The sequence below is a fragment of the Polaromonas sp. P4_F6 genome, from assembly GCF_056401275.1.
Genome location: NZ_JBFUJQ010000006.1, coordinates 115,858 through 140,645, shown reverse-complemented (window position 1 = coordinate 140,645; position 24,788 = coordinate 115,858). Strand labels below are relative to the sequence as shown.

Genomic DNA, 24,788 nt, shown 5'->3' with positions numbered 1-24,788 from the left:
CCAGCCTGTGGCCAACGCACGCCTGGACACGATTTACACGGCTGAAACGCCCGAAGGCATCACCCTGTCCCTGCGGCCCGCCGGCATCGTCGCGCGCGGGCTGGCCTACCTGATAGACCTGGCCATACGCGCCTGCCTGTTCATCGCCGTGGCCGTTGTGGTCGGCCTGATGGGCAAGGCCGGCGGGGCCGTGCTGCTGCTCGCCTACTTCGGCCTCGAATGGTTTTACCCCGTGGTGTTCGAGCTGACCCGCGCGGCCGCCACACCCGGCAAGCGGGCCATGGGCCTGCGCGTGGTGATGGATTCCGGCCTGCCGGTGACGCCCGCCGCCTCGCTGACCCGCAACCTGCTGCGCGCCGCCGATTTCATGCCCGCGCTGTTCGGCGCCGGGCTGGTGTCCATGCTCTGGCGGCGCGACAGCAAGCGCCTGGGCGACCTGGCCGCCGGCACACTGGTGGTGTTCACCGATGCCGTCAAGCTGCACGGCGAGGTGCCCCTGTCGGCTCCGCTCGCCCCCGCTCGGCCGCTGTCGGCCGCCGAGCAGGCCTCGGTGCTGGCCTGGGCCGGCCGGGCCACGCGGCTGACGCCCGAGCGCCTGGGCGAACTCGCCGCCCTGGCCGAACCGGTGCTGGGCGCGGGCGCGCCGGGCAGCAGCCCCACCCAGCGCCTGCTGGGCGTGGCGCAATGGCTGATGGGCCGGCGTGAGGGAGAGGCCCGGCCATGACGCCCCTGCAGTTTGAAGCGGCCTATGCGCCGCTGTGGAACGAGCTCGAGAAGGTCATAGGCGTCGCCGAGACCGAGCGCAAGTTCGACGGCGCGCGGATGGCCACGCTGTACCGCCGCGTCTGCGAGCACCTGGCGCTGGCGCAGGCCCGCGCCTATCCGGTGCACCTGACGCAGCGGCTGGAAGCCCTGACACAAAGCGCCCACCGGCTGATCTACCGGCGCCACGACTACGGCCTGGCGCGCCTGGGCCTGCTGGCGCTGGTCGACTTCCCGCAGGCCGTGCGCGCGCACCGCGCCTACCTGCTGGTGGCGGCCCTGCTGTTCGTGGTGCCGCTGCTGGCCGCGGGCCTGGCCACCTACCGCGACCCGGGGTTCATCCTGCATCTGCTGGACGCGGCGCAGGTGCAGCAGTTCGACAGCATGTACAGCGACAGCGCCAAATCCTTCGGGCGCAACCGCGACGCCAGCGGCGACTGGCAGATGTTCGGCTTTTACGTCATGCACAACATCGGCATCGGCTTTCGCTGCTTCGCGGCCGGCATTTTCGGCGGCATCGGCAGCGCCGGCGTGCTGCTGTTCAACGGCGTGCAAATAGGCGCCGTGGGCGGCTACCTGATCGCCTCGGGTCACGGACAGAACTTCTGCTCCTTTGTCGTCACCCACGGCGCCTTCGAACTGACGGCCATCGTGCTGGCGGGCGCGGCCGGGCTGCGCCTGGGCTACGCGCTGATCGCGCCGGGCCGGCACACGCGCCTGGAGGCGCTGCGCCTGGCGGCGCGCCACGCCATCGTCGTGGTCTATGGCGTCATCGGCCTGCTGCTGATCGCCGCCGCCGTCGAAGCCTTCTGGTCCTCGGCGCGCTGGGTCACGCCCGCCGTGAAATACGGCGCCGGCGCGGCCTGCTGGGCCCTGGTGCTGGCCTACCTGGGCTGGCAGGGACGGCCGCGCGCCGGCCAGGCGCCCGCGGGCGAAGGGCAGCGCCATGCAGGTTGACGCGCTGGCCGTCGCGCTGCGCCCGCGGCCCATGGCCGAGGCCGCCGACCTGGGCGTCGCGCTGGTGCGCCGCCATGCCGCTTCCATCTGGCGCACTTTCCTGCCCATGTATGTGGTGGTCATCGCGCTGCTGCTGTGCACCATCGAGCTCGCCTACTGGCTGCCCGGCCTGCTGATCTTTTGCCTCAAGCCCTGGTTTGACCGCAGCCTGCTGTTCATCCTGTCGCGCGCGGTGTTCGGCCAGTCCACACGCTGGAAAGACCTCTGGGAGCATCGCGCCCAGGTGTGGGGCGGGCAGTTGCTGCGCACGCTGCTGTGGCGGCGCCTATCCCCCTGGCGCTCCTACACCCAGGCCATAGACCAGCTCGAAGGCCAGCGCGGCGGCGCCAGGCGCAAGCGGCGCGACCAGCTGCTGCGCGGGCGGCGCGGCGCGGCCACGGGCATGCAGCTGATTTTTTCCAATGTCGAGATCGCGCTGGAATTCGCCATTCTCTCGGTGCTGTTCTGGTTCGCGCCCGAGGGCAGCCTTCCGGAACTCTGGCGCTGGCTCATCGCCACGGAGTCGACGATGCAAAGCCTGTGCCTTGCCGTGGTCTACGCCTTCGCCGTCGGGCTGGTCGAGCCTTTTTTTGTGGCGGCCGGCTTTGCGATGTACCTGAACCGCCGCGTCGAGCTCGAAGCCTGGGACATCGAGCAGGAATTTCGCCGCGCCTTCACGCCCGCGCCGGCAAAGGCCGGCGCATGAGGGCCGCGCGCCGTGATGCCCGATGGCGGCAGGCCCTGGCCTGCGTATTGGTCGCGGCTTGCGCGGCCGGCGCGGCCGCCGCGGCCCCCGGCGAGCCGCCCTCGCGCCAACAGGTGCAGTCGGCCGCCGAACGGGTGCGCGCCGACCCCAACCTGCCCGGAAGCAAAAGCGAAAAAAGCCTGCGCCTGAAAAACCAGGACAAAAAACCCGAGAACAAAAAGAAGGACAGCGACGGTTTCGGTTGGCTCAGGGACTTTGTGACCAGGGTCTCCGAAGCCGCGCGCCTGCTGGTGTGGGCGCTGGGCGCGCTGGCCCTGGCCTGGCTGGTGATCCGCATACGGCGCTGGGCGCAGGTGCGCGCCGGCGGCGGCCGGCACCGCATGGCGCCCCTGCCCAGCCACATCGGCAGCCTGGACATACGCCCCGAAAGCCTGCCCGACGACGTGGGCTCCGAGGTCGCCTCGCTGTGGCAGCGCGGCCAGCGCCGGCCTGCGCTGTCGCTGCTCTACCGCGGCGCGCTCTCGCGCCTGGTGCACCTGCATGCGGTGCCCATACGCAACGCCAGCACCGAAGGCGAATGCGTGGCGCTCAGCGAAGGCCGGCTGGCACCGCCCTCGCTCGATTTTTTTGCCCGCCTGGTGGCCGCCTGGCAGCTGGCGGCCTATGGCGGGCGCCTGCCGCCCACGGCCGGCGTGCTGGCGCTGTGCGCCGAATTTGACGCGCGACTGGGCGCGCCGGCCGCAGCGGTCACACCAGGGAAGGCGGCGCCATGAAAGACCGGCTGATCCTGGTCCTGCTGGGCGTGCTGCTGCTGGCGGGCGGCGCCTGGCTGGTGTCGGCCACCGAATGGGTCGACGTCGACGTTCCCACGCCGGCCAAGGGTGAGGCCCTGAGCAACCCGCTGTACGCCACCGAAAAACTGCTGGGCGCCCTGGGCGCGAAAGTTGTGAAGCACAAAAGCCTGGACGCCATGCCGCCGCCGCAGGCGCGGCTGGTGCTGGTGTCGCGCAACTGGGACCTGTTCCCCGAACGCGCGCAGCGCCTGCGCGCCTGGGTGGCGCAGGGCGGGCACCTGGTCATCCCGGGCTTCCTGGCCCGGCACAAATCGCTCACGGGCTGGTTGCCCGTCACCGAGGAAAACGCGGTCAGCCCGCAGAAAATCACGCCGGCGCGGCCTTTCGACAGGGCCGCCAAGGACCTGGACTGCCGCGCGCTGGAGGAACCCGCCGAGGTGGCGGCCAGCTACGGCGACAGCCGCGTCTTTCGCGTCTGCGGCGCCTACTTCAGCCCGCAGTACCTGCCGGTGAACCGCCTGGCCGCGCCGCTGTGGTCGCTGCGCGGCACGGCCGGCACCGAGGCCGTGCGCGTGCAGGTCGGCCAGGGCACGGTCACCGTGCTCGGCGGCTGGGGCCTGCTTAACAACAGCAACCTGCTGCGCGCCGACAACGCGCAGGTGGTGGCCGCGGCGCTGCAGGCGCGTGCCGGCGCCGAGTTCTGGTTTGTCGCCGAAGAGGCCAGGGAGCCGTTTGCACCCTGGCTCTGGCACCAGGCCTGGGCGGCGCTGCTGCTGGGCCTGCTGGCCCTGGCGCTGGCCCTGTGGCGCGCCGGCGTGCGCTTCGGGCCGCTGGCGCCGTCCGCTCCGTCGCACCGGCGCTCCATGGCCGAGCAGGTGCGCGGCACCGCGCGCTTTCTGCACATGCACGGGCCCAAAGCGCTGCACACGGCCCAGCTTCGTGCCTTGCACGCATCGGCCGCGCGGCAGCTGCCCCGGTTTTCGCAACTCGAGCCGGGGCGGCGCACCCGCGAGATCGCCAGCGCCACCGGCCTGGACGCGCAACTGCTCGAACGCGCGCAAGCCGACAGAGCGCGCAATCGCGCCGCGCTGGCCGCCGACCTCGAACTGCTGGAAACCGCGCGCCGGCGGCTGGACGCGCGCGAGCCGGTCCCGCCGCCTGCCTCCTCCACCGCTTCATCCCCTTCCTCATCCTGAAACCGAGAAACCACCATGTCATCGATTCCCAACGACGAACTGATACGCGCGGCCGAATGGCTGCAGACCCTGCGCCACGAAGTCGGCAAGGCCGTGGTCGGCCAGAAGGAAGCCGTCGACCAGACCCTGGTGGCGCTGGTCGCGTCCGGCCATGTGCTGATCGAGGGTGTGCCGGGGCTCGGCAAGACGCTGCTGGCGCGGGCGCTGGCGCAGGCCATGAGCCTGCGCTACGCGCGCGTGCAGTTCACGCCCGACCTGATGCCATCGGACATCACCGGCCACTCGGTGCTGGACCCGTCCACCCGCAGCGAATCCGGCATAGGTACGCTGCGCGTGCACCAGGGGCCGGTCTTCACGCATTTGCTGCTGGCCGATGAAATCAACCGCGCGCCGGCCAAGACCCAGAGCGCCCTGCTCGAGGTGATGCAGGAATACCAGGTCACGCTGGAAGGCCGGGCCATGCCGCTGCCGCGCCCCTTCATGGTGATGGCCACGCAAAACCCGATAGACACCGAAGGCACCTATCCCCTGCCCGAGGCGCAGCTGGACCGCTTCCTGCTCAAGATCAACATCGCCTTCCCCAGCCACGCCGAGGAAAAGGCGGTGGTGCAGTTGACCACCGGCCAGCGCGCCGGCAACCAGTTGCCGCTGGACGCGGTCAGGCCCTGCCTGGACGACACCCAGGTGCTGGAGCTGCAGCGCCTGGCCAGCCTGGTGCAGGCGCATGAACAGGTCATCGACTACGCGGTGCGCATCGCGCGCGCCACGCGCGACTGGCCCGGCCTGTCGTCCGGCGCGGGGCCGCGCGGCACCATGGCGCTGGTGCGCGCCGCGCGCGCCGGCGCGCTGATGGACGGGCGCGACTTCATCACCCCCGACGACGTGGCGCGCCAGACCCTGCCGGCCCTGCGCCACCGCGTGATGATTTCGCCCGACGCCCAGCTCGAAGGCCTGGGCGTGGACGAGCTGCTGCGCAGCGCCCAGGGCAGCGTGCAGGCGCCGCGTCTCTGAGGCCGGCCCGCATGCGCTGGCTGGTGATTCCCACGGCAGGCACGGTCCAGGCGCTGGCCGGCGCCGCCGTGGCCGCTTGCCTGGCCCTGCTCGCGGGCCTGCCGGTAGGCACGCTGGCCCTGCTGGCCGGCGCCGTGCTGCTGGTGGCGCTGGCCGCCGCGCTGCTGGACCTCTGGCGCAGCCGCCGCCTGTGGCGCCAGGCGCCGCTGCGCATGGAGCGCACGCTGCCCGGCGCCTTTTCGCTGGGCGTGCCCACCGTGCTCACGCTGGTGCTGGTCAACGAAGGCCCGCTGGCCTGGTCCGTGACCGTGTTCGACGAGGTGGACCCGCGCTTTGCCTTCGAGGGCCTGCCGCAATCCCTGACGGTGCCGCCGGCTTCGCGCGCCGAACTGCGCTACACGGTGACCGCGCGCGAGCGCGGCGTGGCGCTTTTCGGCAGCACCCAGTTGCGCTGGCGCAGCCGCGGCGGCTGCTTCGAAGTGCAGCAGTCGCTGGGCCAGCCCGGCAAGCTGCGCGTGTACCCCAACTTCGCCGCGCTGGCGCGCTACGCCTGGCTGTCCGGCGACCGGCGGCTGGCGCAGATCGGCATCAAGACCTATGTGCAGCGCGGCCAGGGCACCGACTTCCGCCAGCTGGCCGACTACCGGACCGGCGATTCGCTGCGCCACATCGACTGGAAGGCCACGCTGCGCCACCAGCGGCCCATCGTGCGCGAATTCCAGGACGACCGCGACCAGTGCGTGTTCTTCCTGCTTGACTGCGGCCGCCGCATGCGCGCCGACGAAGGCGGGCCGGAGCAGGACGGGGCCCCAGGCAGCAGCCATTTCGACGAGGCCCTCAACGCGCTGATGCTGCTGAGCTACGTTGCCCTGAAAGAAGGCGACGAGGTCGGCGCCATGACCTTCGGAGTCCTGCCGGGGCAGCGCCGCGATTTCGCGCCGCGCAAGGGCGCGGCCACGCTCAACGCCCTGATGAACCGCCTGCACGACATCCAGCCCGGCGCCATGCATTCGGACTACCTGCTGGCCGCCCAGGAATTGCTGCGCGTGCAGCGCCGGCGCGCGCTGGTGATCGTGCTGACCAACTTCCGCGACGAGGACGCCGCCGAGCTGCGCCCGGCAATCAAGCTGCTGCGCCGCCAGCACCTGGTGCTGGTGGCCAGCCTGCGCGAGCGCGTGCTGGGCCGCATCGCCGGCCAGGCCCTGTCCAGCCCCGCGGATGCGGTCGACGTGGCGGCCGCCCACCTCTTCACGCAGTCGCGGCGCGACGCCTTCGCGCGCGTGGTCGGCCAGGACCCGCTCTCCATGGACGTGGAGCCGGCGCAACTGGCCGTTTCGCTGGTCAACCGCTACCACGCGGTCAAGCGCGCCGGGCTGCTGTAAGAGCGGTTCAAAGAGGGGTCCACAGGCGCCCCGGCAACGGTTATCCTTCGGGTCTCAACAACAGGAGGGATGCGATGTCCGAAGCAGTGAACCCGTATGCAGCGCCCAAGGCCGTGGTGGACGATGTTTTTGACAATGAGGCGGGCGTGCAGCCCGTCAAGCTGTTTTCGGCCAGGGGCCGGGTCGGCCGGCTGCGCTACCTGGCCTACAACCTGGGCGGCTACCTGCTGATGCTGGCGGCGGCCGTCGTGCTGGGCCTCGTTGCCGGCGCCCTCGGTTTCGGCAAAGCGGCCGGCGTGCTCGGCATGCTGGCGACCATCCCCTACTTCATCTTCATTGTGCTGCTGAGCATACAGCGCAGCCACGACATGGGATGGTCCGGCTGGACCATACTGCTGGCCCTGATCCCGCTGGTGGGCCTGGTCTGGCTGTTCAACCCGGGCACCAAGGGCGGCAACCGCTTCGGTGCGCCCCCGCCGCCCAACACCACGCTGGTCAAGATAGGCGGCCTGGCCTTCCCCGTCATCATGGTCGTCGGCATCATCGCCGCCATCGCCTTGCCGGCTTACCAGGGTTATACGCAACGGGCCAAGGCGGCCCAGGTGGTCAAGCCTTAAACCGTCAACCGGCTTTAGATCTGCGCGGCGCGCTTGTAGGCCTGCGCGGCGGCGGCTTCGTCCTCGCGCTGCTCGGCCAGCACGGCCAGCGCGCGCCAGGCATTGCGGTGCAACGCCACGTCCTGCAGGGCCGGCGCGGCCTGCGACAGCAGCTGGCGGGCCTTGCCCCAGAGCTGGCGGTTCAGGCAGGCCATGCCCGCCAGGTACTGCAAGTTGGCGTCGCGCGGCCGGCTCAGCTGGGCCGTTTCAATGCGCGCCAGCCAGGCGGCGTCCAGCGAATCCAGGCCGGCTTCCAGCACGCCGATCAGCTTGATGCGCAGGTTGTCGCCGATGTCCGAGCGCGGCTGCATCATCGCGTCCCAGACCTGCAGCAGCCAGCTGCGCGCGAGCTCCGGCTCGCCGTGCAAGGCCATCAGGCGCGACGCGGCATGCACCACCAGCTCGGGCATGGCGCGCTCGCTCTGGTCGAGTGAAAACCAGGCCTGCTGCAGCTGCACCGGGTCATGCGCGTCATTGAGCAGCTCCAGCGCCAGGCCGCGGATGATGCTTTGCGCCGCCGCCTGCGAAAACGCGCGGTGCTTGGCCAGCAGGCGCGCGGTTTCCAGCGCCTGCGAAGTCTGCCGCGCATGGCGCGAGGCGCGCAGCTTCATGCGCAGCGCCAGCGTGCGGCGTGAGGCACCCTGCGGCAGCTGGGCCAGCCAGTCGAGCGCGGCGCCCGCGTCGCGGTCGTCCAGCGCCCAGCGCGCCGCGCGGAACTGCACGCCCTCGCGCACTTCCTGCGCATGGCGCGGCGCCGAGCTTTTCAGCGCCTGGTGCAGGTGCTGGTCGCGCAGGCCCTTGTTCTGCAGCGACTGCGCGGCCTCGGCCACCAGCAGATGGGCCAGCGCGCGCAGCTGGGCGCCGCGGCTGGAACTGTGGCCGGTCACGTGGCTGTAGTGGTCGGCCAGCGGGCGCAGGCTTTTTTCCTGCGCCAGCGCGTTCTGCGCCGACTTGGTCGAGCGTATATAGCGCCCCGCCAGCAGGTGGGCCAGCGAATCCATGAGGGCGCCGTACATGGCGCGTTCTTTTTGCTGGGCGCGCCAGCGCCGCGCCTCGGCCGGCAGCGAGAACACCGCCGACACCGCGCGCAGCGCCAGGTAGAGCACAAAGAACAGCCCGGCCAGCAGCATCACCGCCAGGTTGAAGGAAATGTCGACCCGGTGCGGCGGCCAGAAAATGGTCACCACGGCCTGGTTGTTGCCCGCGAACAGCGCCACGGCAACCGCCACGCCAAAAAGGGCCAGTAGCCAGAGGGCGGCGCGCATGCGTGTGTCCTGCCTTTGCGAAGAATCAGCGGCCCGCGGCCGCCGTGGCCAGCGCGGCCATGGTTTCGTCAAGGCGCGGCAGCTCACTGGTCTTGAGCTGGCCTTGCACCTGGGCCAGCAGCTGGGCCGCGGCCTGGGTCTTGCGCGAGGAAGGATCGAAATACTTGCCCAGCCAGGCATTGGCACTGGCGAGGTCGGCGCGCACCGAATCGGTCTGGCGCGACAGCAGGGCCAGGCGCGCATTGAGCAGGCGCAGCTTCAGGTTTTCGCGCAGGAAGAAGGACTGCTCGGGCGACAGCAGGGCCGCCTCGGGCTGCTCGATGCGGCTCACGCGCAGCAGCTTGCGGGCTTCCTCGCGCAGGTTGTCCAGCGTGCGCTGCGACCAGGCGCTCAGCGAAAGTTTGTCGAACATCCCCTCCGCGGGCTTGTCGGCCGCCGGCGCGCTGGCGCGCGCGGCCGGTGCGTGCACGGCCAGAGCGGGCGCCGCGCGCAAGGGGCTGTTGGCCACCATGGCATTGGCCACCGGCAGGTCGTCAGCCAGGCGGGCCAGTTCGTCAAGTTTGAGCATCAGCACCGGCACGTCGGTCAGGGTCGCGGCCTTGATACGGTCCATGTCGCGGGCGATGGCGCGCTGCAGCGGGTTCAGGCGCGGCTGGGCGGCGCGCGCCAGGCGCTGGTCGGCCGACTTGAGCGCGGCCAGCAGCGGTTCGGCGCTGCCGGTGAGCTGGGCCTGCTGCTGCGCCAGGCGCAGCGCGGACTCCACGTCCACCACCAGGTTTTCATCGCGCGAACGCGACAGGCTTTGCATCAGCTCTTCAAGCTGGGTGCGCTGCAGGCTGACTTCGCTGATGCGGGTTTCCTGGATGGCCAGCCGCGCCGAGAGTTCGCGCGTGGCCTCCTGGGCCTGGCGCGCCAGCGCGCGCGCTTCGATGGCCTGCGCGCCCGAGTCCAGGCTGCGGCGGGCCAGCTCTTCCTGGATGGTGGCCAGTTTTTGCCACAGCAGGCCGCTGGCCAGCAGGCCGCCGGCCGCCAGCGCAGCCACCCCCAGAGCCCATTTGCGCGGCACCAGCCAGGCATCAGGCGTGGGGGCCAGCGGTTCGGCCACCACCAGAGCGCGCTCCAGCACAGGCTCCTTGTCGGGCGTGGAAGGCGTGGGCTGGGCTATATGGGGATCGCTCATGGATAAAGGGATTCTATCGAGGCCAATGTCTCCCTGATGTCCGTCAGGGCGGGGCGTGACGCCACAACAACACCCCAGCCCGCGGCGCGCACCGCGTCCATGATGCGCGGATGCGTTGCCACCGCGCGGGCGCCGCGCCAGTCGACACCGGCCAGTGCCGGCTGGTGCAGGAGGTTGGCCAGCGCCTCCGAACTGCTGAACAGCCAGACCGAGCCGTCGGCACTGGCGGCGCGCGCGCGCACCAGCTGCGCTTCGCTGAACTGGGGCGCGCGGCGCTGGTACACGCCGACAAAATCGACCTGGGCGCCGGCGGCCTCCCACTGGCGGGCGATCCAGTCGCGCCCCGATGACGCTGCGGCATCCGGGCTTTCACCGCGCAGCACCAGCACGCGCTTTCCTTGCCAGTCGCGCTGCCCGACCACGGCCCACAGCGCCTCCGAGTCAAATTGCCCGGCGTCGGCAGCCGGCGCATCGACCTGCGCGGCAGGCACACCCGCGGCCAGCAGGGCCGCCACGGTGCCGGGCCCGGGCGCCATCAGGCGCAGGGTGGGGGRCAGGCCGCTGGCCAAGGGGGATTGGAAAAAATATGCCACCGCATTGCCGCTGACAAACATGCAGGCCGCATAGCGGTCCAGGGTTTGCCAGGCCTGCGCCAGCGCGCCGGTATCAAGCGCGGCCGCGATATCGATCAAAGGCAGCGCTTCGGCCGCGAAACCGGCCTGCCGCAGCGCGCGCACCCAGTGCTGCGCATCCGCCGCGGGGCGCGTCACGATGACGGGGGCCGCACCGGCCGCAGGCGCCGGCATGGGGTGCATCAGGCTAGGCCCTTGCCGGCCCAGACCGCGCCGCCGGCGCGCAGTTGCGCCGCCACGGCTTCGCCCAGGGCTTCGGCCTCGGCGAAATTGCGCACCGGGGCGCTTTGTTTCACCTGCACCAGTGGCGCCAGGGCAACGGCGCTGCCGGACGGCGCCTCGGCCGTGGCCGGGTCGCCCCAGGCGGCGCTCAGCTGCATGCTGCCGCCCGCCGCCGCGCCCAGCGTGAAGGCCGCCAGCGGCATGGAACAGCTGCCGCCCATGGCGCGCGAGACCGTGCGCTCGGCCGTTACGGCCAGCCAGGTCGGCTGGTGCGCCAGCGTGGCCAGCGCGGCCAGCAGGTCGGCGCGGTCGGCGCGCACTTCAATGCCCAATGCGCCCTGCCCCGCGGCAGGCAGCATCTGGGCCGGTTCAAAGGTCGTGCGTATGCGCGACTCCAGCCCCAGGCGCTTCAGGCCCGCGGCCGCCAGCACGATGGCCTGGTACTGGCCTTCATCGAGCTTGCGCAAACGCGTGTCCAGGTTGCCGCGCAGCGGCTGTATCACCAGGTCGGGCCGCAAGGCCTTGAGCAGCACCAGCCGGCGCAGGCTGGAGGTACCCACCACCGCGCCCTGCGGCAAATCCGCCAGGCCGGCGAATTGGTTAGACACAAAAGCATCGCGCGGGTCCTCGCGTTCCAGCACGCAGGCCAGCGCGAAACCCTCGGGCAGGTCCATGGGCACGTCTTTCAGCGAATGCACGGCCAGGTCGGCCCGGCCTTCGCTGAGCGCCACCTCGAGTTCCTTGACGAACAGGCCCTTGCCGCCGACCTTGCTCAGCGAGCGGTCCAGGATCTGGTCGCCCTGGGTGGTCATGCCCAGCAGCTCGACCTGCCAGCCCAGGCGCGCCTGCAGCAGCGCCTTCACATGTTCTGCCTGCCACATCGCCAGGCGGCTCTCGCGCGTGGCGATGACCACCTTCTTCAGGGCATTCGGGGGGGATTCAGACACTGCGGACACTCGTAACCTGTTTGTAATACTTGGGGGGAAGTGAATGCTAGCATGCAGGGCTTAAGAACAAGCTTAAGAACTAGAGGGTAGAGATGGTCACTTCCGCGCGCGCCAAGAAGCTACAACAACACGCCAGCGAGGGCGCCAGGGACGGTGCGGCAGCCGCGGCGCCCAAGGCCTCCACCCGCTCGCGGGACAACGAACGCCCGCTGGTCGAAGACATACGCCTGCTGGGCCGCATCCTGGGCGACGTGATCCGCGAACAGGAAGGCGTGGCCGCCTATGAGCTGATCGAGCAAGTGCGCAAGCTCTCCGTCAGCTTCCGGCGCGACGCCGATCCCGAAGCCGACAAGGCCCTTAAGAAGCTGCTCAAGGGCCTGTCGGGCGACCAGACGGTCAGCGTGATACGCGCCTTCACCTATTTCAGCCACCTGGCCAATCTGGCCGAAGACCGCCACCACATACGCCGCCGCGCCGTGCATGAGCGCGCGGGCGACACCCAGGAAGGCAGCATCGAAGTGGCGCTGGCCCGACTGCGCTGGGCCGGCATCTCGACCCGCACCATCTCCAACACCCTGGCGCACAGCTTTGTCTCGCCCGTGCTCACCGCCCACCCCACCGAGGTGCAGCGCAAAAGCATCCTGGACGCCGAGCGCGACATCGCCCAGCTGCTGACCGCGCGCGATGACATCAAGGCGCTGGCCCTGGCCCACAACGCCGCCAAGGACGCCCTCACGCCGCGCGAGCTGGCCACCAACGAGGCCCAGTTGCGCGCCCGCGTCATGCAGCTGTGGCAAACCCGGCTGCTGCGTTTTTCCAAGCTCACCGTGGCCGACGAGATCGAGAACGCGCTCAGTTATTACGAAGCCACCTTCCTGCGCGAAATCCCCAAGCTGTACGCCAACCTCGAGCGTGAACTCGGCAACCAGCCGGTGCACAGCTTTTTGCGCATGGGCCAGTGGATAGGCGGCGACCGCGACGGCAACCCCAACGTCAGCGCCGAGACCCTCAACTACGCGCTGAGCCGGCAGGCCGAAGTGGCGCTGCGCCACTACCTGACCGAGGTCCACTTCCTGGGCGGCGAGCTCTCGCTGTCGGCCATGCTGGTCGATTTCAGCCCCGAGATGCGCGCCCTGGCCGAAAGCTCGCCCGACACCAGCGAGCACCGCAAGGACGAGCCCTACCGCCGCGCCCTGACCGGCGTCTATGCCCGCCTGGCCGCCACCCTGAAAGAGCTGACCGGCGGCGATGCCGCGCGCCACGCCGTCGCGCCGCAGAACGCCTACCTGAAGTCCGAGGATTTCCTGGCCGACCTGCGCACCATTGAAGCCTCGCTCAAGGCCCACCACGGCGAAGCCCTGATCGCCCAGCGCCTGCACCCGCTGATACGCGCGGTCGAGGTCTTCGGCTTTCACCTGGCCACGGTCGACTTGCGCCAGAGCTCCGACAAGCATGAGGAAGTGGTGGCCGAGCTGCTGGCCGTCGCGCGCATAGAGCCCCACTACGGCAAACTCGACGAAGCCGCCAAGCGCGCGCTGCTGGTGGGCCTGCTCAACGACGCGCGGCCGCTGCGCGTGGTCGGCAGCGACTACTCGGCCCATGCGCAAAGCGAACTCGCGATTTTTGAGGCCGCCCGCACGGCGCGCGCGCGCTTCGGCAAGGAAGCGATACGCCACTACATCATCAGCCACACCGAAACCGTCAGCGATTTGCTCGAAGTCTTGCTGCTGCAAAAAGAGGTCGGCCTGATGCACGGCACGCTGGACAGCAACGCGACGAACGATTTGATCGTGGTGCCGCTCTTCGAGACCATAGAAGACCTGCGCAATGCCGCGCCCATCATGCGCGAGTTCTACGCCCTGCCCGGCATTGCCCAGCTGGTCAAGCGCAGCGGCGCCGAGCAGGACATCATGCTCGGCTACTCCGACAGCAACAAGGACGGCGGCATCTTCACCAGCAACTGGGAGCTTTACCGCGCCGAGATCGCGCTGGTCGAACTCTTTGACGTGCTGGCCAACTCGCACAACATCCAGCTGCGCATGTTCCACGGCCGCGGCGGCACCGTGGGCCGCGGCGGCGGCCCCAGCTACCAGGCCATCCTGGCCCAGCCGCCGGGCACGGTGCGCGGGCAGATACGCCTGACCGAGCAGGGCGAGGTCATAGGCTCCAAGTACGCCAACCCCGAGATCGGCAGGCGCAACCTCGAAACCCTGGTCGCCGCCACGCTGGAAGCCACGTTGCTGCAGCCGACCAAACCCGCGACCAAGGCCTTTTTGCAGGCCGCGGCCGAACTCTCGCAAGCCAGCATGGCGGCCTACCGCACGCTGGTCTACGACACCCCGGGCTTCACCGAGTATTTTTTCAGCGCCACGCCGATACGTGAAATCGCCGAACTCAACATCGGCTCGCGCCCGGCTTCGCGCAAGGCCTCGCAAAAAATCGAAGACCTGCGCGCCATTCCCTGGGGCTTCAGCTGGGGCCAGTGCCGCCTCACCCTGCCCGGCTGGTACGGCTTCGGCTCGGCCATCGCACACATGCTGGGCCAGGGCGGCACCCCCGCCGCGCGCAAGGAGGCGCTCGCGCTGCTGCAGAAAATGTACAAGCAGTGGCCCTTCTTCCGCACCCTGCTCAGCAACATGGACATGGTGCTGGCCAAGAGCGACCTGGCCCTGGCCTCGCGCTATTCCGAACTCATGGGCGACGCGCGCCTGCGCAAAAAGATCTTCAGCGCCATCGAAGCCGAATGGCACCTCACCGCCGAAGCGCTGGTGCTGATCACCGGCGAAAAACAGCGCCTGGCCGGCAACGCCGCGCTGCAGCGCTCGATACGCCACCGCTTTCCCTATATCGACCCGCTGCACCACCTGCAGGTCGAACTGGTGCGGCGCTACCGGGCTGGTCAGGCGGACCAGCGGGTGCAGACGGGTATTCATATTTCTATTAATGGGATTGCGGCTGGTTTGCGCAATACAGGCTAGGGCTTTCCTCCCTCTCCCCCCTTGCTAAGTTCTGCTGGCCGGGGGTTGCCCGGCGGCAACTCACTTTTCTTTTGCTTCGCCAAAAGAAAAGTAAGCAAAAGAAAAGGCGACCCTGGTGTCTGCGTCCCCTGCGCTTCGCTCCGGGGCAACCTGCGGTGCTCGGTTCAGGCGGGGTCTCGCTAAACTCGCTACGCTGCGCTTCGCTCAAACAACGCGATCCCTTATCCGCCTGAACCTCCGCTCCTCGGCGCATACACAAGGGGGTGGGGACAGGAATACCAAATACGGAAAACCACAAGGACACGCCATGGCGTGTCCTTGTTGGTATTGGTTCCCGCTCCCGCTCCCGATTGCCCCGTCCTGGCTGGGCCGAGCAGCGCAGACGGAGGAGGGTCAGGGCTGGCGTTGTCTGAGCGAAGCGCAGCGTAGCGAGTTTAGCCAGACCCCCTCCGCAGTCGAGCAGCGCAGGTTGCCCGTAGCGCAGCGAAGGGACCCAGACTGCGGGTCGCCTTTTCTTTGCTTACGTTCTTTTGGCGAAGCAAAAGAAAGTAAGTCGCCCGCCGGGGCGAGACCCGGCCAGCAAGCCCATGCAGAGGGCACACCGCCGGAGCAAGGTTGATGGCAGTCGCATCGGCATCAACGACGCCACCCGCGTCGGGTAGCAGACGATAGGGGTATTCGAGAAGCGCATACTCCCCCTGTTGTGTAGGCTTTGTCCTAGACAAACTCCAGCGTCTTCCGATGGCACCTTGCGGTGCCGGGTCTTAGCATGGTGCTAGAAGCTGTTCATGGCTCCGTCTGGGTCGTGAGCAGCTTCTTGAACTCGGAGCAATGCCGCATTCCGCATGCATTGCCCACCCCAGCCCGGAGCGCAAAATCATGACCACTTTGGAGATCATGGCCGACACACCGTCGGCCATTCGCAACGATTTTGTTTCCACCGACGCCGCCGACCTGGCGTCGCACATGGACCAGTGCGCGCATTCGCGCGGCCGCTTTTTCACGCTTCAGACCGGCCTGCAGTCCGCGCATTCGGTGCTCTTGCCGCGCATCGTGACGGTCGCGCTCATCATGGCGATCTGTGTCGGCTTGCTTGCCTTAGCCTGAACGTGTGACTACGCCGGTCATCGAGCGGCTGGACACCTTAAGCGCCTACGCCCGGCACCTTCTCGCCTCCCCCCGCGGCGACATACAGCAACCCATACGCGCCGAACTGTTCGGCGCCCAGCGTTTTGAGGAACACGGCCGCAGCCTGGCCGCCGCGCAGGCCGTGCTGCCGGCCGGCAGCGAGCACGGCGGCCCGCCGTTTTTTCCGCGCGTGCAGGAAAACATTGCCGCCATACGCCTGGCCTACGACTACATCGCGCTGACGTCCCGCAGCGGCCACTACGTCACGCCGGCGGCCGAATGGCTGCTCGACAATTTCCATTTGGTCGAAGCCCAGCTGCAGCAGATCCAGGACGGCGTGCCGCACCGTTACTACGCCGACCTGCCCAAGCTGGCCGACAAACCGCTGCAAGGCCTGCCGCGCGTCTACGGCATCGCCTGGGCCTATGTGGCGCACACCGACAGCGTGCTCGACCCGGTGCTGTTCACCGCCTTCCTGCACGCCTACCAGGAAGTCAACGAGCTCAACCTCGGGGAACTCTGGGCCCTGCCCACCACCTTGCGCGTGGTGCTGCTGGAAAACCTGCGCCGCATGGCCGACCGCATCGCCTGGAACAAGGTCGCGCGCGAGGTGGCCCATGCCGCCTGGGACAAGGCCGAAGCGTTGAGCCTGCGCGAGCTCGACGAGCTGCTGGCCCTGATGCAGGCCCACGGCCTGGAGCGCAGCTACCTGACCCAGCTCTGGCAGCGCATGCCGGCCGGCCACCCCGAGCCCGACGCGCCGCCACCCCTGCCGCTGGTGCGCTGGGCCGCGCAGCACTGCACCGACGGCCTGGGCATGATAGGTGAAGGCCAGACCGTGCAGGTGGCCGCGAACCTCACCGTCGGCAACATCATCACCACGCTGCGGCTCATAGGCCAGGTCGAATGGGCGGAGCTGATAGAGCCCGTGAGCCACTCGCTGCAGGTGCTGCGCCGCCTGCCGAGTTTTTCGCGCGAAAGCGAGGTCACGCGCCAGCAGATCACGCGCGCCATGGAAAGGCTGGCGCAGCAGTCCGGCAAGTCCGAACGCGCCGTCGCCGAAGCCGTGCTGGCCGCCGCGCGCCAGCCCAACAACTCCATGGTGGCGCGCACCGCCGGCTACTACCTGATAGGGCCGGGCCGCCCGCTGCTCGAAGCCGCGCTGCACCCGTCCGCCGGCCCGCGCAAGCCCGTGCCGCCCGCCCAGACACCGCGCGCCTGGCGTTTGCCGCTGTTCGCCGCGGCGTGGTTCGCCGGCACCGCCGCGCTGCTGGCCTGGGCCGCGCATCCGCTGGCCACCCTGCCCTGGACCGGCTGGGTGGCGGTGCTGCTCATGGCCTTGCCGGCCTCGGAAGCCGTGGTCGCGCTGATGCACCGGCTGATCGCCGAGTCCACCCGCATACAGCCGCTGGCCCGCCTGGACTTCGGCGCCGGCATCCCGCCCGAGCACCGCGTACTGGTGGTGATTCCCTGCATGCTCACGTCGGCAGCGGCCAACGCCGAACTGGTACGCCGGCTGCAGCTGCACTGGCTGGCCAGCCGCGAAGCGAACGCGCAGTTCGCGCTGCTGAGCGATTGGGCCGATGCCGACACCGAGCGCGCGCCCGGCGACCAGGCGCTGTTCGACGACGCGCTGGCCCGGCTGCGCGCCCTCAACGCCAGCTACCCCGCGGCCCAGGGCCAGCCCGCGCGCTTTGTGCTGCTGCACCGGCCGCGCAGCTGGTCGGCCACGGAGCGCTGCTGGATAGGCTGGGAGCGCAAGCGCGGCAAGCTCGAGATGCTGCTGCGGCACCTGGCCGAACGCGCGGCCTCCCCCTTCACGCCGGCGGGCGCCGAGATGCGGCTGGCCGAAGGCACGCCCTATGTGCTGACCCTGGACAGCGACACCGGCCTGCCCGCCGGCGCCCTGCGCGAGCTGGTGGCGATTGCCGCCCACCCGCTCAACACGCCGCAGGTGGACCGCAAGAGCCGGCGCGTCATCGCCGGCTACGGCATCCTGCAGCCGCGCGTGGCCACGCCCCTGCCGGCGCGCCGCGAGCGTTCGCCCTTTCACACCCTGTTCGCCGGCCAGCGCGGCCTGGACCCCTACAGCAGCGGCACCTCCGACCTCTACCAGGATGTGTTCGGCATGGGCAGCTTCACCGGCAAGGGGCTGCTGCATGTGCAAGCCGTGCACGCCGTGCTGGACCAGCGCCTGCCCGAAGGCGCCGTCCTGAGCCACGACCTGCTCGAGGGCAGCATCGCGCGCTGCGCTTATGCCGGCGACGTGGTGCTCATGGAGGACCAGCCGCACCATGCCGGCGTGGCCGCCTCGCGCGTGCACCGCTGGACGCGCGGCGACTGGCAGTTGCTGCCGCTGATGCTGCGCGCCCCAAGCTTCGGCATAGACGCCCTGGGCCTGTGGCGCATGGCCGACAACCTGCGCCGCTCGCTGGTGGTGCCGGCCGGCTTCGCGCTGCTGGCCTGGGTGGTTTTCACCGGCGCGCTGCCGCCGGGAACGGCGATCGCCTTCACCTTCCTCGCCTTCCTGGTCGGCCCATTGACGGGCGCGCTCGCCGGGCTGGTGCCCACACGGCGCGGCATCGCCTGGCTGCATTTCTTCGACATCGGCATGCGCGACGTGGGGCGCGCCCTGGCGCAGGCCCTGTGGCAGTTCAGCCAGCTGGCGGTGCAGGCCGCGCTGCTGCTGGACGCGATCACGCGCGCGCTCTGGCGCATGGCCGCCAGCCGGCGCCGCCTGCTGCAGTGGACCACCGCGGCCCAGGCCCAGGCCTCGGCGCGCTACACGCCGGGCGCTTTTGTGCGCGGCCATGCCGGCGTCTCCGCGCTGTGCCTGGCGCTTGCCGCGGCCGCCTGCTGGAGCCCGCACCCGCTCATGGGCCCCGCGCTGTTTGTGCTCTGGGCCCTGGCGCCGCTGGCCGCGTGGTGGGGCAGCAAACCCAAGGCGCCGGACCCGGGCAGCGTGCCCAGCGACCAGGACCGCGACTACCTGCTCAAGCTGGCGCGCCAGACCTGGGGCTTTTTTGAGCGCGTCGTCGGCCCCGAGGACCACCACCTGCCGCCCGACAACCTGCAGATGGAGCCCGAGCCCACGCTGGCCCACCGCACCTCGCCCACCAACATAGGCCTGTACCTGATGGCCGCGGCCTGCGCGCGCGAGTTCGGCTGGATTTCCACCGGCGAGATGGCCGCGCGCCTGGCCGCCACGCTGGACACCGTGGAGGCCCTGCCCAAACACAAGGGCCATTTGCTCAACTGGTATGAAACCCGCACGCTGCAGGTGCTGCCGCCGGCCTATGTCTCCACGGTCGACAGCGGCAACCTCGCGGGCCACCTGCTGGCGGTGGCGCAGAACTGCCGGCTGCTGGCCGGGCAGCCGGACACCGCCGGGGCCGAATCCGCCCCGCTGCTGCAGCTGGCCGGGCGTTGCGAGCGCCTGTGCATGGCCATGGACTTCAGCGGCCTTTACAGCGCCAAGCGCCACCTGTTCCACATCGGCCTGCGCGTGCACGAGCAGGCGCTGGACGCGAGCTATTACGACCTGATCGCCTCCGAGGCGCGACTGACCAGCTTCCTGGCCATCGCCAAGGGCGACGTGCCGCGCCGCCACTGGCAGGCGCTGGGCCGCGCCTTCCTCACGGTGGGCGTGACGCCGGGCCTCAAATCCTGGTCGGGCTCCATGTTCGAATACCTGATGCCCTCGCTGGTCATGAGCGAACCCGATGAAGGCTTGCTGCATGTCTGCGGCCTGGCCGCCATCAGGGAGCAGCAGACCTATGGTGAATCCCAGGGCCTGCCTTGGGGTGTGTCGGAATCGGCCTATTTCGCGCAGGACCACACGCTGGCCTTCCAGTACTCGCCTTTCGGCGTGCCGCGCCTGGCCCTGCGCCGCACGCCGCCCACAGACCGCGTGGTCGCGCCCTATGCCAGCATCATGGCCGCCCAGTTCATGCCGCGCCAGGCCGCGGCCAACCTGCGCCGGCTGGAGCAGCGGGGCGCGCGCGGCGAGTACGGTTTTATCGACGCGCTGGATTTCACCGTCGCGCGCCAGCCCGGCGCGCAGGCCCTGAGCCTGGTCAACACCTTCATGGCGCACCACCAGGGCATGTCGCTGGTGGCGCTGTGCAACCTGCTGTGCGACGAGGCGCCGCGCCGCTGGTTCGCCTCGGCGCCGCTGGTGCAGGCCTTTGACTCGCTGCTGCACGAAAAAACCCCGCGCCAGATCATCGAAAGCGCCGACCCGCGCGCGCTGCCCGAGCCCGAGGACGCCGCCGAAGCCCGGCTCTACCATTCGCGCGCGGTCGATCCCGCCGCGCCCGGCTGGCAACCCACGCAGCTGCTGTCCAACGGCCGCTACAGCGTGGCGCTGCGCGCCAACGGTGCCGGCGTCAGCCGCTGGCGTGCCGGCAACAGGACCTACAACATCACGCGCTGGCGCGACGACCCGCTGCGCGACGCCTGCGGCAGCTTCATCTACCTGCGGCTCGCCGGCCAGGACCGTGTCTCCTCGCTCACGCAGCACCCGGCGCCGCACCCGGACTGGCGCTACCAGGCCACCTTCCTGGCCGACCACGTGCAGTTCGAGATGGCGTCAAGCACGCTGGAGGCGACGCTCACCGTGCTGGTCAGCCCCGAGGACGACACCGAACTGCGCACCGTCAGCTTGCGCAACGTCTCGGATGCCGAGCTGACGCTGGAGCTCGTTTCCTGCTTTGAGGCCGTGTTGACCGACCCGCGCGCCGACGAAGCGCACCCGGCGTTTTCCAACCTCTTCGTGCAAACCGAGTGGCATTCCGAATGGCGCGCCCTGCTGCTGTCGCGCAAAGCCCGGCTGCAGGGCGACCCGGCCATGGCGGTGGCGCATTTCCTGGCCGACTCCGAGGCCAACGTGCGCGCCATCGACTTCATCTCGGACCGGCGCGCCTTCCTGGGCCGCAACCGGGGGCCCGGCGAGCCGGCCCTGCTGGCCGAAGCCCACGGCGAGGGCGGCGCGCCCATCAACGGGCTGGACCCGGTGGCCGGCCTGCGCGTGCGCATACGCATTCCCGCCGGCGGCCTGGCCCGGCTCAGCTTTGCCACCGCCGCCGCGGCCGACAAGGACGAGCTGGCGGCACGCATCGACAAATACCTGCAGCCCATGCACGTGGAGCGCGCCACCCGCATGGCCGCCACCCTGGCCCAGGTGCGGCTGCGCGACCTGGGCGTGGGCCCCGGCGAAAACGCCGCGCTGCAGGACATCAACACCGCGCTGATGTACAGCTGTGCCCGGCCGGCGGCCGGGCGCGGCCTGATCGACCAGCGCCAGCTCTGGCGCTTCGGCCTGTCCGGCGACAAGCCCATCGTGCTGGTGCTGATCCACTCCAGCGACGGCATGGCGCTGGTCGAAGCGCTGCTGCGGGCCCAGCCCTGGTGGAGTTTTTGCGGCCTGGCCGCCGATGTGGTCATCCTCAACAGCGAGGCCAACGCCTATTTGATGCCGCTGCAGCGCGACATCCTCGCGCTGCGCGACCGCACGCTGCAGCAGGCCGAGAACAGTTTCCCGCGCAGCGACGCGGGCGGCTTTTTCCTGCTGCGCGAGCAGGAGATCGTGCCCTCCGAAAAAGCCGCGCTGACCGGCCTGGCCCGCTTCATCCTCGCGGCCGACGGCCGGCCGCTGGAGCAGCAGGCCGGCGCCCTGCAAGCCCTGGGCGGCGCACCCAGCCGCGCCGGCGCGGCCCCAATACCGCCGAGCCCGCGGGCGGCGCAGCTCCCGCAAACGCCGCAAGGCCGCTTTGACCCGGCCAGCGGCGAATTCCAGTTCGAGGTCGATGCCCTGCACCGCCCGCCGCGGCCCTGGGTCAACGTGATCGCCAACGCCTCCTTCGGTTTCCAGGTTTCAGAAACCGGCACCGGCTACACCTGGGCCGGCAACAGCCGGCTGCACCAGCTCACGCCCTGGTCCAACGACCCGGTCACCGACCCCAGCTTCGAGCACTACCTGCTGCAGGACCTGGACACCCAGCAACTGTTGCCGCTGGGCGCCTCCACCGAGGCCGGGGCATCCTGCCGCGTACGCCACGGCCAGGGCTATAGCGTGATGGAGCGCCTGCACGGCACGCTCAAGGTGCAGGCCACCTGGTTCGCCGACCTCAAGGACGCCGTCAAGTGCGTGCAAGTGCAGCTGCACAACCAGGGAAGCGACGTGCGCCGCCTGCGCGCTCTGGCCATGGTGGAGTGGCAGATGGGTGCGGCACGCCATGAACGCCGCACCGTGCACACCTGGCGGGCCAAAGACGCCGAACTCAATGCCGTCTTCGGCCAGCAGCGCGAAAGCCGCGCCGGCTTCGGCGGCAGCACCGCCTTCCTGGCGCTGGCCGGCCTGCCGGGCGCGCCGCAATGGACTTGCGACCGCAGCGAGTTTTTTGACGCGGCCGGCCGGCTCGCGCCGCCCGCCACCCTGGGCCGCAACGCCGCCGGCGGCATAGACCCCTGCGCCGCGCTGGCCGGTGATTTCAGCCTGCAGCCGGGCCAAAGCCTCACGCTCAGCTTCGTGCTGGGCCACGCCGGCGATGCGGCCCAGGCCGGGGAACTGGCCCGCGCCTGGCAAGGCCGCGACACGCAGGCGGCGCTGCAAGAGGTCAAAGCCTGGTGGGCCGGCCTGCTGGGCAAGGTCCAGGTGCGCACGCCCGACCCGCTGTTCGACGCGCTGGTCAACCGCTGGCTGCTGTACCAGACCCTGGCGTCCCGCCTGTGGTCCAAGGCCGGCTTCTACCAGGCCGGCGGGGCCTTCGGTTTTCGCGACCAGTTGCAGGACGCCATGGCTTTTGCCCTCACCGACCCCGGCCGCCTGCGCCGGCAGATCCTGCTCAACGCCTCGCGCCAGTTCTCCGAGGGTGACGTGCAGCACTGGTGGCACGCCCCCGGCGGCGAAGGCGTGCGCACGCATTTCTCCGACGACCTGCTGTGGCTGCCCTATGCCTGCGCCTGGTATGTCGCGGTCACCGGCGACGCGGCCATCCTCGACGAGCAGATCGCCTTTATCGACGGCCCGGCGATTCCCGAAGGCGCGGAAGACGCCTACTACGCGCCGCAAACCAGCGCGCAAAGCGCCACGCTGTTCGAACACTGCGCGCGCACCATCGACAAGAGCCTGGCCACAGGCGCCCACGGGCTGCCCCTGATGGGGACCGGCGACTGGAACGACGGCATGAACCGCGTGGGCCATGAAGGCCACGGCGAGTCGGTCTGGCTGGCCTGGTTTTTATGCCGCGTGGTGCAGGACTTTGAACCGCTGGCCCGCGCGCGCGGCGACAAGCGCGCCGACAGCTGGCTGGCCGCGCGCCAGGGCTGGATCAGCGCGCTGCACAAGGACGGCTGGGACGGCGCCTGGTTCCGCCGCGCGTTTTTCGACAACGGCGCGCCGCTGGGCTCGGCCGCCAACAGCGAATGCCGCATCGACCTGATCGCCCAGGCCTGGGCCGTGCTGTCCAGCGCCTCCAGCGATGAATTCACGGTGCCCGCCATGCAGGCCATGAACGGACAGCTGGTCGACCAAGAAGCCGGCCTCTTGCGCCTGCTCACGCCGCCGCTGCAGCACTCGGCCAACAACCCCGGCTACATCCAGGCCTACCCGCCCGGCGTGCGCGAGAACGGCGGCCAGTATTCACACGCCGCCGTCTGGGCCATGATGGCCCAGGCCGCCACCGGCGACGCCGAGGCCGCGTGGGAGAGCTTCCAGGCCCTGAGCCCCGCCCATCGCAGCGAACACCCCGTGCGCGGGCCCGTGTACGAGCTTGAGCCCTATGTGATGGCCGGCGACATCTACGGCACCGCGCCCTATGTGGGCCGCGGCGGCTGGAGCTGGTACACCGGCTCGGCCGCCTGGCTGCACCGCGCCGCGCTGGAAAACATTCTGGGCCTGCGTGTGCAGCAGGGCGAACTCTCGCTGTCCCCCTGTGTGCCGGCGCATTGGCCTTCGTTTGAGATAAGCCTCAACGTGCAGGGCCATGCGCTGGTGATTCGCTGGCAGCGGGATGGTGTGGCGGCTGAAGACAATTTCCAGGCCGACCGCGTGCTCGCGCCCGGGCAGGTGATCCTGCTGGCGGACCTGCCGGAAGCTGCGCAGCTGCTTGTGCAGGCTACAGGCTGATCGCCTCGATAAACCTCGGTAAGCGTCAACCGAGGTACGGGCCCTTGACCTCGCCCCAGCCCCAGCGCGGCATGGGTGCATCGGGGTCGACAACAGCGCCCGGCTGCGAATTGATGACGGCCAGCCGCGAATTAACATTAGCGCCTGCATCCACCTCCTCAGGTAACTTCCACCAAACACCCCGCCGTGCTCATCATTAAAAACCTCAGCTTTCGCTATCCCAACCCCAAGGTGGAACTCTTCGCCAGGCTGTCCGCGGCCATCCCACCCGGCGTCACGCTGGTGCAAGGCGGCGACGGGCGCGGCAAAAGCACCCTGCTTCGCCTGATGGCGGGCGCTTTGGCTTTGGATGCGGGGCGGCTGCAGTTGAATGGCGTGTCGCTGAAAGACGAGCCCGAGGCTTATCGTCGGCAGCTGTTCTGGATGGAGCCGCGCAACACCGACTTCGACCAGCTCACGCCGCCGCAATTTTTTGCATCCCTGGGCGACCGTTATCCCGGCTTTGATGAGTTGTTGCTGGCCCCCTTGGTCGAAGGCTTGGGGTTGGAGCCGCATATCAACAAGCAGCTCTTCATGCTGTCCACGGGGTCCAAGCGCAAGGTCTGGCTGGCCGCGGCGTTTGCTTCGGGTGCAGCGCTGTTGCTGCTTGACGAACCTTTCGCAGCGCTGGATGCGCCCTCGATTGCCTTTGTCAAAGAGCAGCTTCAGGCTATTTCGACGCAAGCCGGCCGCGCGGCGGTGATTGCAGACTATTCAGCCCCAAGCGGGGTGACGTTGGCCGGCGTGATCGACCTCGGCAACTGAA

The 24,788-nt window shown here is 69.7% G+C and carries 16 protein-coding genes; 12 read left to right on the top strand and 4 right to left on the bottom strand.

The window, feature by feature from the left end; genetic code table 11:
- The first annotated feature begins 7 nt into the window (after positions 1-7).
- From AC1DUN_RS15805 to AC1DUN_RS15770, 8 genes are all read left to right on the top strand, one after another.
- Positions 8-724, top strand: a complete 717-nt coding sequence (locus AC1DUN_RS15805; RefSeq protein WP_477714786.1) for an RDD family protein — start codon at positions 8-10, stop codon at positions 722-724.
- The gene (locus AC1DUN_RS15800; RefSeq protein WP_477714785.1) at positions 721-1,719 is read left to right on the top strand and encodes a stage II sporulation protein M; all 999 of its coding nucleotides are present in this window, start codon (positions 721-723) and stop codon (positions 1,717-1,719) included. Before AC1DUN_RS15805 ends, AC1DUN_RS15800 begins: the two co-directional genes overlap by 4 nt.
- Positions 1,709-2,464, top strand: a complete 756-nt coding sequence (locus tag AC1DUN_RS15795; protein ID WP_477714784.1) for a hypothetical protein — start codon at positions 1,709-1,711, stop codon at positions 2,462-2,464. Before AC1DUN_RS15800 ends, AC1DUN_RS15795 begins: the two co-directional genes overlap by 11 nt.
- Positions 2,461-3,237: a DUF4129 domain-containing protein gene (locus AC1DUN_RS15790; protein ID WP_477714783.1), complete on the top strand. Its 777-nt coding sequence runs from the start codon at positions 2,461-2,463 to the stop codon at positions 3,235-3,237. Before AC1DUN_RS15795 ends, AC1DUN_RS15790 begins: the two co-directional genes overlap by 4 nt.
- The gene (locus tag AC1DUN_RS15785; RefSeq protein WP_477714782.1) at positions 3,234-4,454 is read left to right on the top strand and encodes a DUF4350 domain-containing protein; all 1,221 of its coding nucleotides are present in this window, start codon (positions 3,234-3,236) and stop codon (positions 4,452-4,454) included. Before AC1DUN_RS15790 ends, AC1DUN_RS15785 begins: the two co-directional genes overlap by 4 nt.
- A 15-nt stretch (positions 4,455-4,469) precedes the next feature.
- Positions 4,470-5,465 (top strand): AAA family ATPase, encoded by a 996-nt coding sequence (locus AC1DUN_RS15780; protein ID WP_477714781.1) that lies wholly within the window; start codon positions 4,470-4,472, stop codon positions 5,463-5,465.
- Between the two features lie 11 nt (positions 5,466-5,476).
- On the top strand, positions 5,477-6,847 hold the full coding sequence (locus AC1DUN_RS15775) for a DUF58 domain-containing protein (RefSeq protein ID WP_477714780.1): 1,371 nt from the start codon (positions 5,477-5,479) through the stop codon (positions 6,845-6,847).
- A 74-nt stretch (positions 6,848-6,921) separates the two neighbouring features.
- Complete coding sequence (locus AC1DUN_RS15770; RefSeq protein ID WP_477714779.1) at positions 6,922-7,464, top strand: DUF805 domain-containing protein; 543 nt, start codon at positions 6,922-6,924, stop codon at positions 7,462-7,464.
- 14 nt (positions 7,465-7,478) lie between these two features.
- Here AC1DUN_RS15770 and AC1DUN_RS15765 read toward each other — a convergent pair whose 3' ends face one another.
- From AC1DUN_RS15765 to hemC, 4 genes are read right to left on the bottom strand one after another with little or no spacing between them, the layout of a single operon-like run.
- Positions 7,479-8,768: a heme biosynthesis HemY N-terminal domain-containing protein gene (locus tag AC1DUN_RS15765; protein WP_477714778.1), complete on the bottom strand. Its 1,290-nt coding sequence runs from the start codon at positions 8,766-8,768 to the stop codon at positions 7,479-7,481.
- A 25-nt stretch (positions 8,769-8,793) separates the two neighbouring features.
- Entirely contained in the window at positions 8,794-9,948 is a 1,155-nt protein-coding gene (locus tag AC1DUN_RS15760; protein ID WP_477714777.1) for a uroporphyrinogen-III C-methyltransferase, read from the bottom strand.
- Positions 9,945-10,763 carry a uroporphyrinogen-III synthase gene (locus AC1DUN_RS15755; protein WP_477714776.1) on the bottom strand — a complete coding sequence of 273 codons (819 nt, stop codon included), beginning with the start codon at positions 10,761-10,763 and terminating at the stop codon, positions 9,945-9,947. Before AC1DUN_RS15755 ends, AC1DUN_RS15760 begins: the two co-directional genes overlap by 4 nt.
- Positions 10,763-11,683: a hydroxymethylbilane synthase gene (gene hemC / locus AC1DUN_RS15750; protein WP_477714927.1), complete on the bottom strand. Its 921-nt coding sequence runs from the start codon at positions 11,681-11,683 to the stop codon at positions 10,763-10,765. Before hemC ends, AC1DUN_RS15755 begins: the two co-directional genes overlap by 1 nt.
- Before the next feature lie 158 nt (positions 11,684-11,841).
- Between hemC and ppc the strand changes: the two genes are divergently transcribed.
- The 4 genes from ppc to AC1DUN_RS15730 all read left to right on the top strand — a co-directional run bounded on the left by ppc (position 11,842) and on the right by AC1DUN_RS15730 (position 24,787).
- Positions 11,842-14,727, top strand: a complete 2,886-nt coding sequence (gene ppc / locus AC1DUN_RS15745; RefSeq protein WP_477714775.1) for a phosphoenolpyruvate carboxylase — start codon at positions 11,842-11,844, stop codon at positions 14,725-14,727.
- Between the two features lie 879 nt (positions 14,728-15,606).
- On the top strand, positions 15,607-15,834 hold the full coding sequence (locus AC1DUN_RS15740) for a hypothetical protein (protein WP_477714774.1): 228 nt from the start codon (positions 15,607-15,609) through the stop codon (positions 15,832-15,834).
- 4 nt (positions 15,835-15,838) lie between these two features.
- Positions 15,839-23,983 carry a glycoside hydrolase family 94 protein gene (locus tag AC1DUN_RS15735; RefSeq protein WP_477714773.1) on the top strand — a complete coding sequence of 2,715 codons (8,145 nt, stop codon included), beginning with the start codon at positions 15,839-15,841 and terminating at the stop codon, positions 23,981-23,983.
- Between the two features lie 186 nt (positions 23,984-24,169).
- Positions 24,170-24,787, top strand: coding sequence for an ABC transporter ATP-binding protein (locus tag AC1DUN_RS15730; protein WP_477714772.1), 618 nt, complete (start codon positions 24,170-24,172; stop codon positions 24,785-24,787).
- Position 24,788 lies beyond the last annotated feature (1 nt).

Coding starts and splice junctions, on each gene's coding strand:
- AC1DUN_RS15800 (WP_477714785.1), top strand. CDS start 721: ATGACGCCCCTGCAGTTTGAAGCGGCCTATGCGCCGCTGTGGAACGAG.
- AC1DUN_RS15795 (WP_477714784.1), top strand. CDS start 1,709: ATGCAGGTTGACGCGCTGGCCGTCGCGCTGCGCCCGCGGCCCATGGCC.
- AC1DUN_RS15790 (WP_477714783.1), top strand. CDS start 2,461: ATGAGGGCCGCGCGCCGTGATGCCCGATGGCGGCAGGCCCTGGCCTGC.
- AC1DUN_RS15785 (WP_477714782.1), top strand. CDS start 3,234: ATGAAAGACCGGCTGATCCTGGTCCTGCTGGGCGTGCTGCTGCTGGCG.
- AC1DUN_RS15780 (WP_477714781.1), top strand. CDS start 4,470: ATGTCATCGATTCCCAACGACGAACTGATACGCGCGGCCGAATGGCTG.
- AC1DUN_RS15775 (WP_477714780.1), top strand. CDS start 5,477: ATGCGCTGGCTGGTGATTCCCACGGCAGGCACGGTCCAGGCGCTGGCC.
- AC1DUN_RS15770 (WP_477714779.1), top strand. CDS start 6,922: ATGTCCGAAGCAGTGAACCCGTATGCAGCGCCCAAGGCCGTGGTGGAC.
- AC1DUN_RS15765 (WP_477714778.1), bottom strand. CDS start 8,768: ATGCGCGCCGCCCTCTGGCTACTGGCCCTTTTTGGCGTGGCGGTTGCC.
- AC1DUN_RS15760 (WP_477714777.1), bottom strand. CDS start 9,948: ATGAGCGATCCCCATATAGCCCAGCCCACGCCTTCCACGCCCGACAAG.
- hemC (WP_477714927.1), bottom strand. CDS start 11,683: ATGTGGCAGGCAGAACATGTGAAGGCGCTGCTGCAGGCGCGCCTGGGC.
- ppc (WP_477714775.1), top strand. CDS start 11,842: ATGGTCACTTCCGCGCGCGCCAAGAAGCTACAACAACACGCCAGCGAG.
- AC1DUN_RS15740 (WP_477714774.1), top strand. CDS start 15,607: ATGACCACTTTGGAGATCATGGCCGACACACCGTCGGCCATTCGCAAC.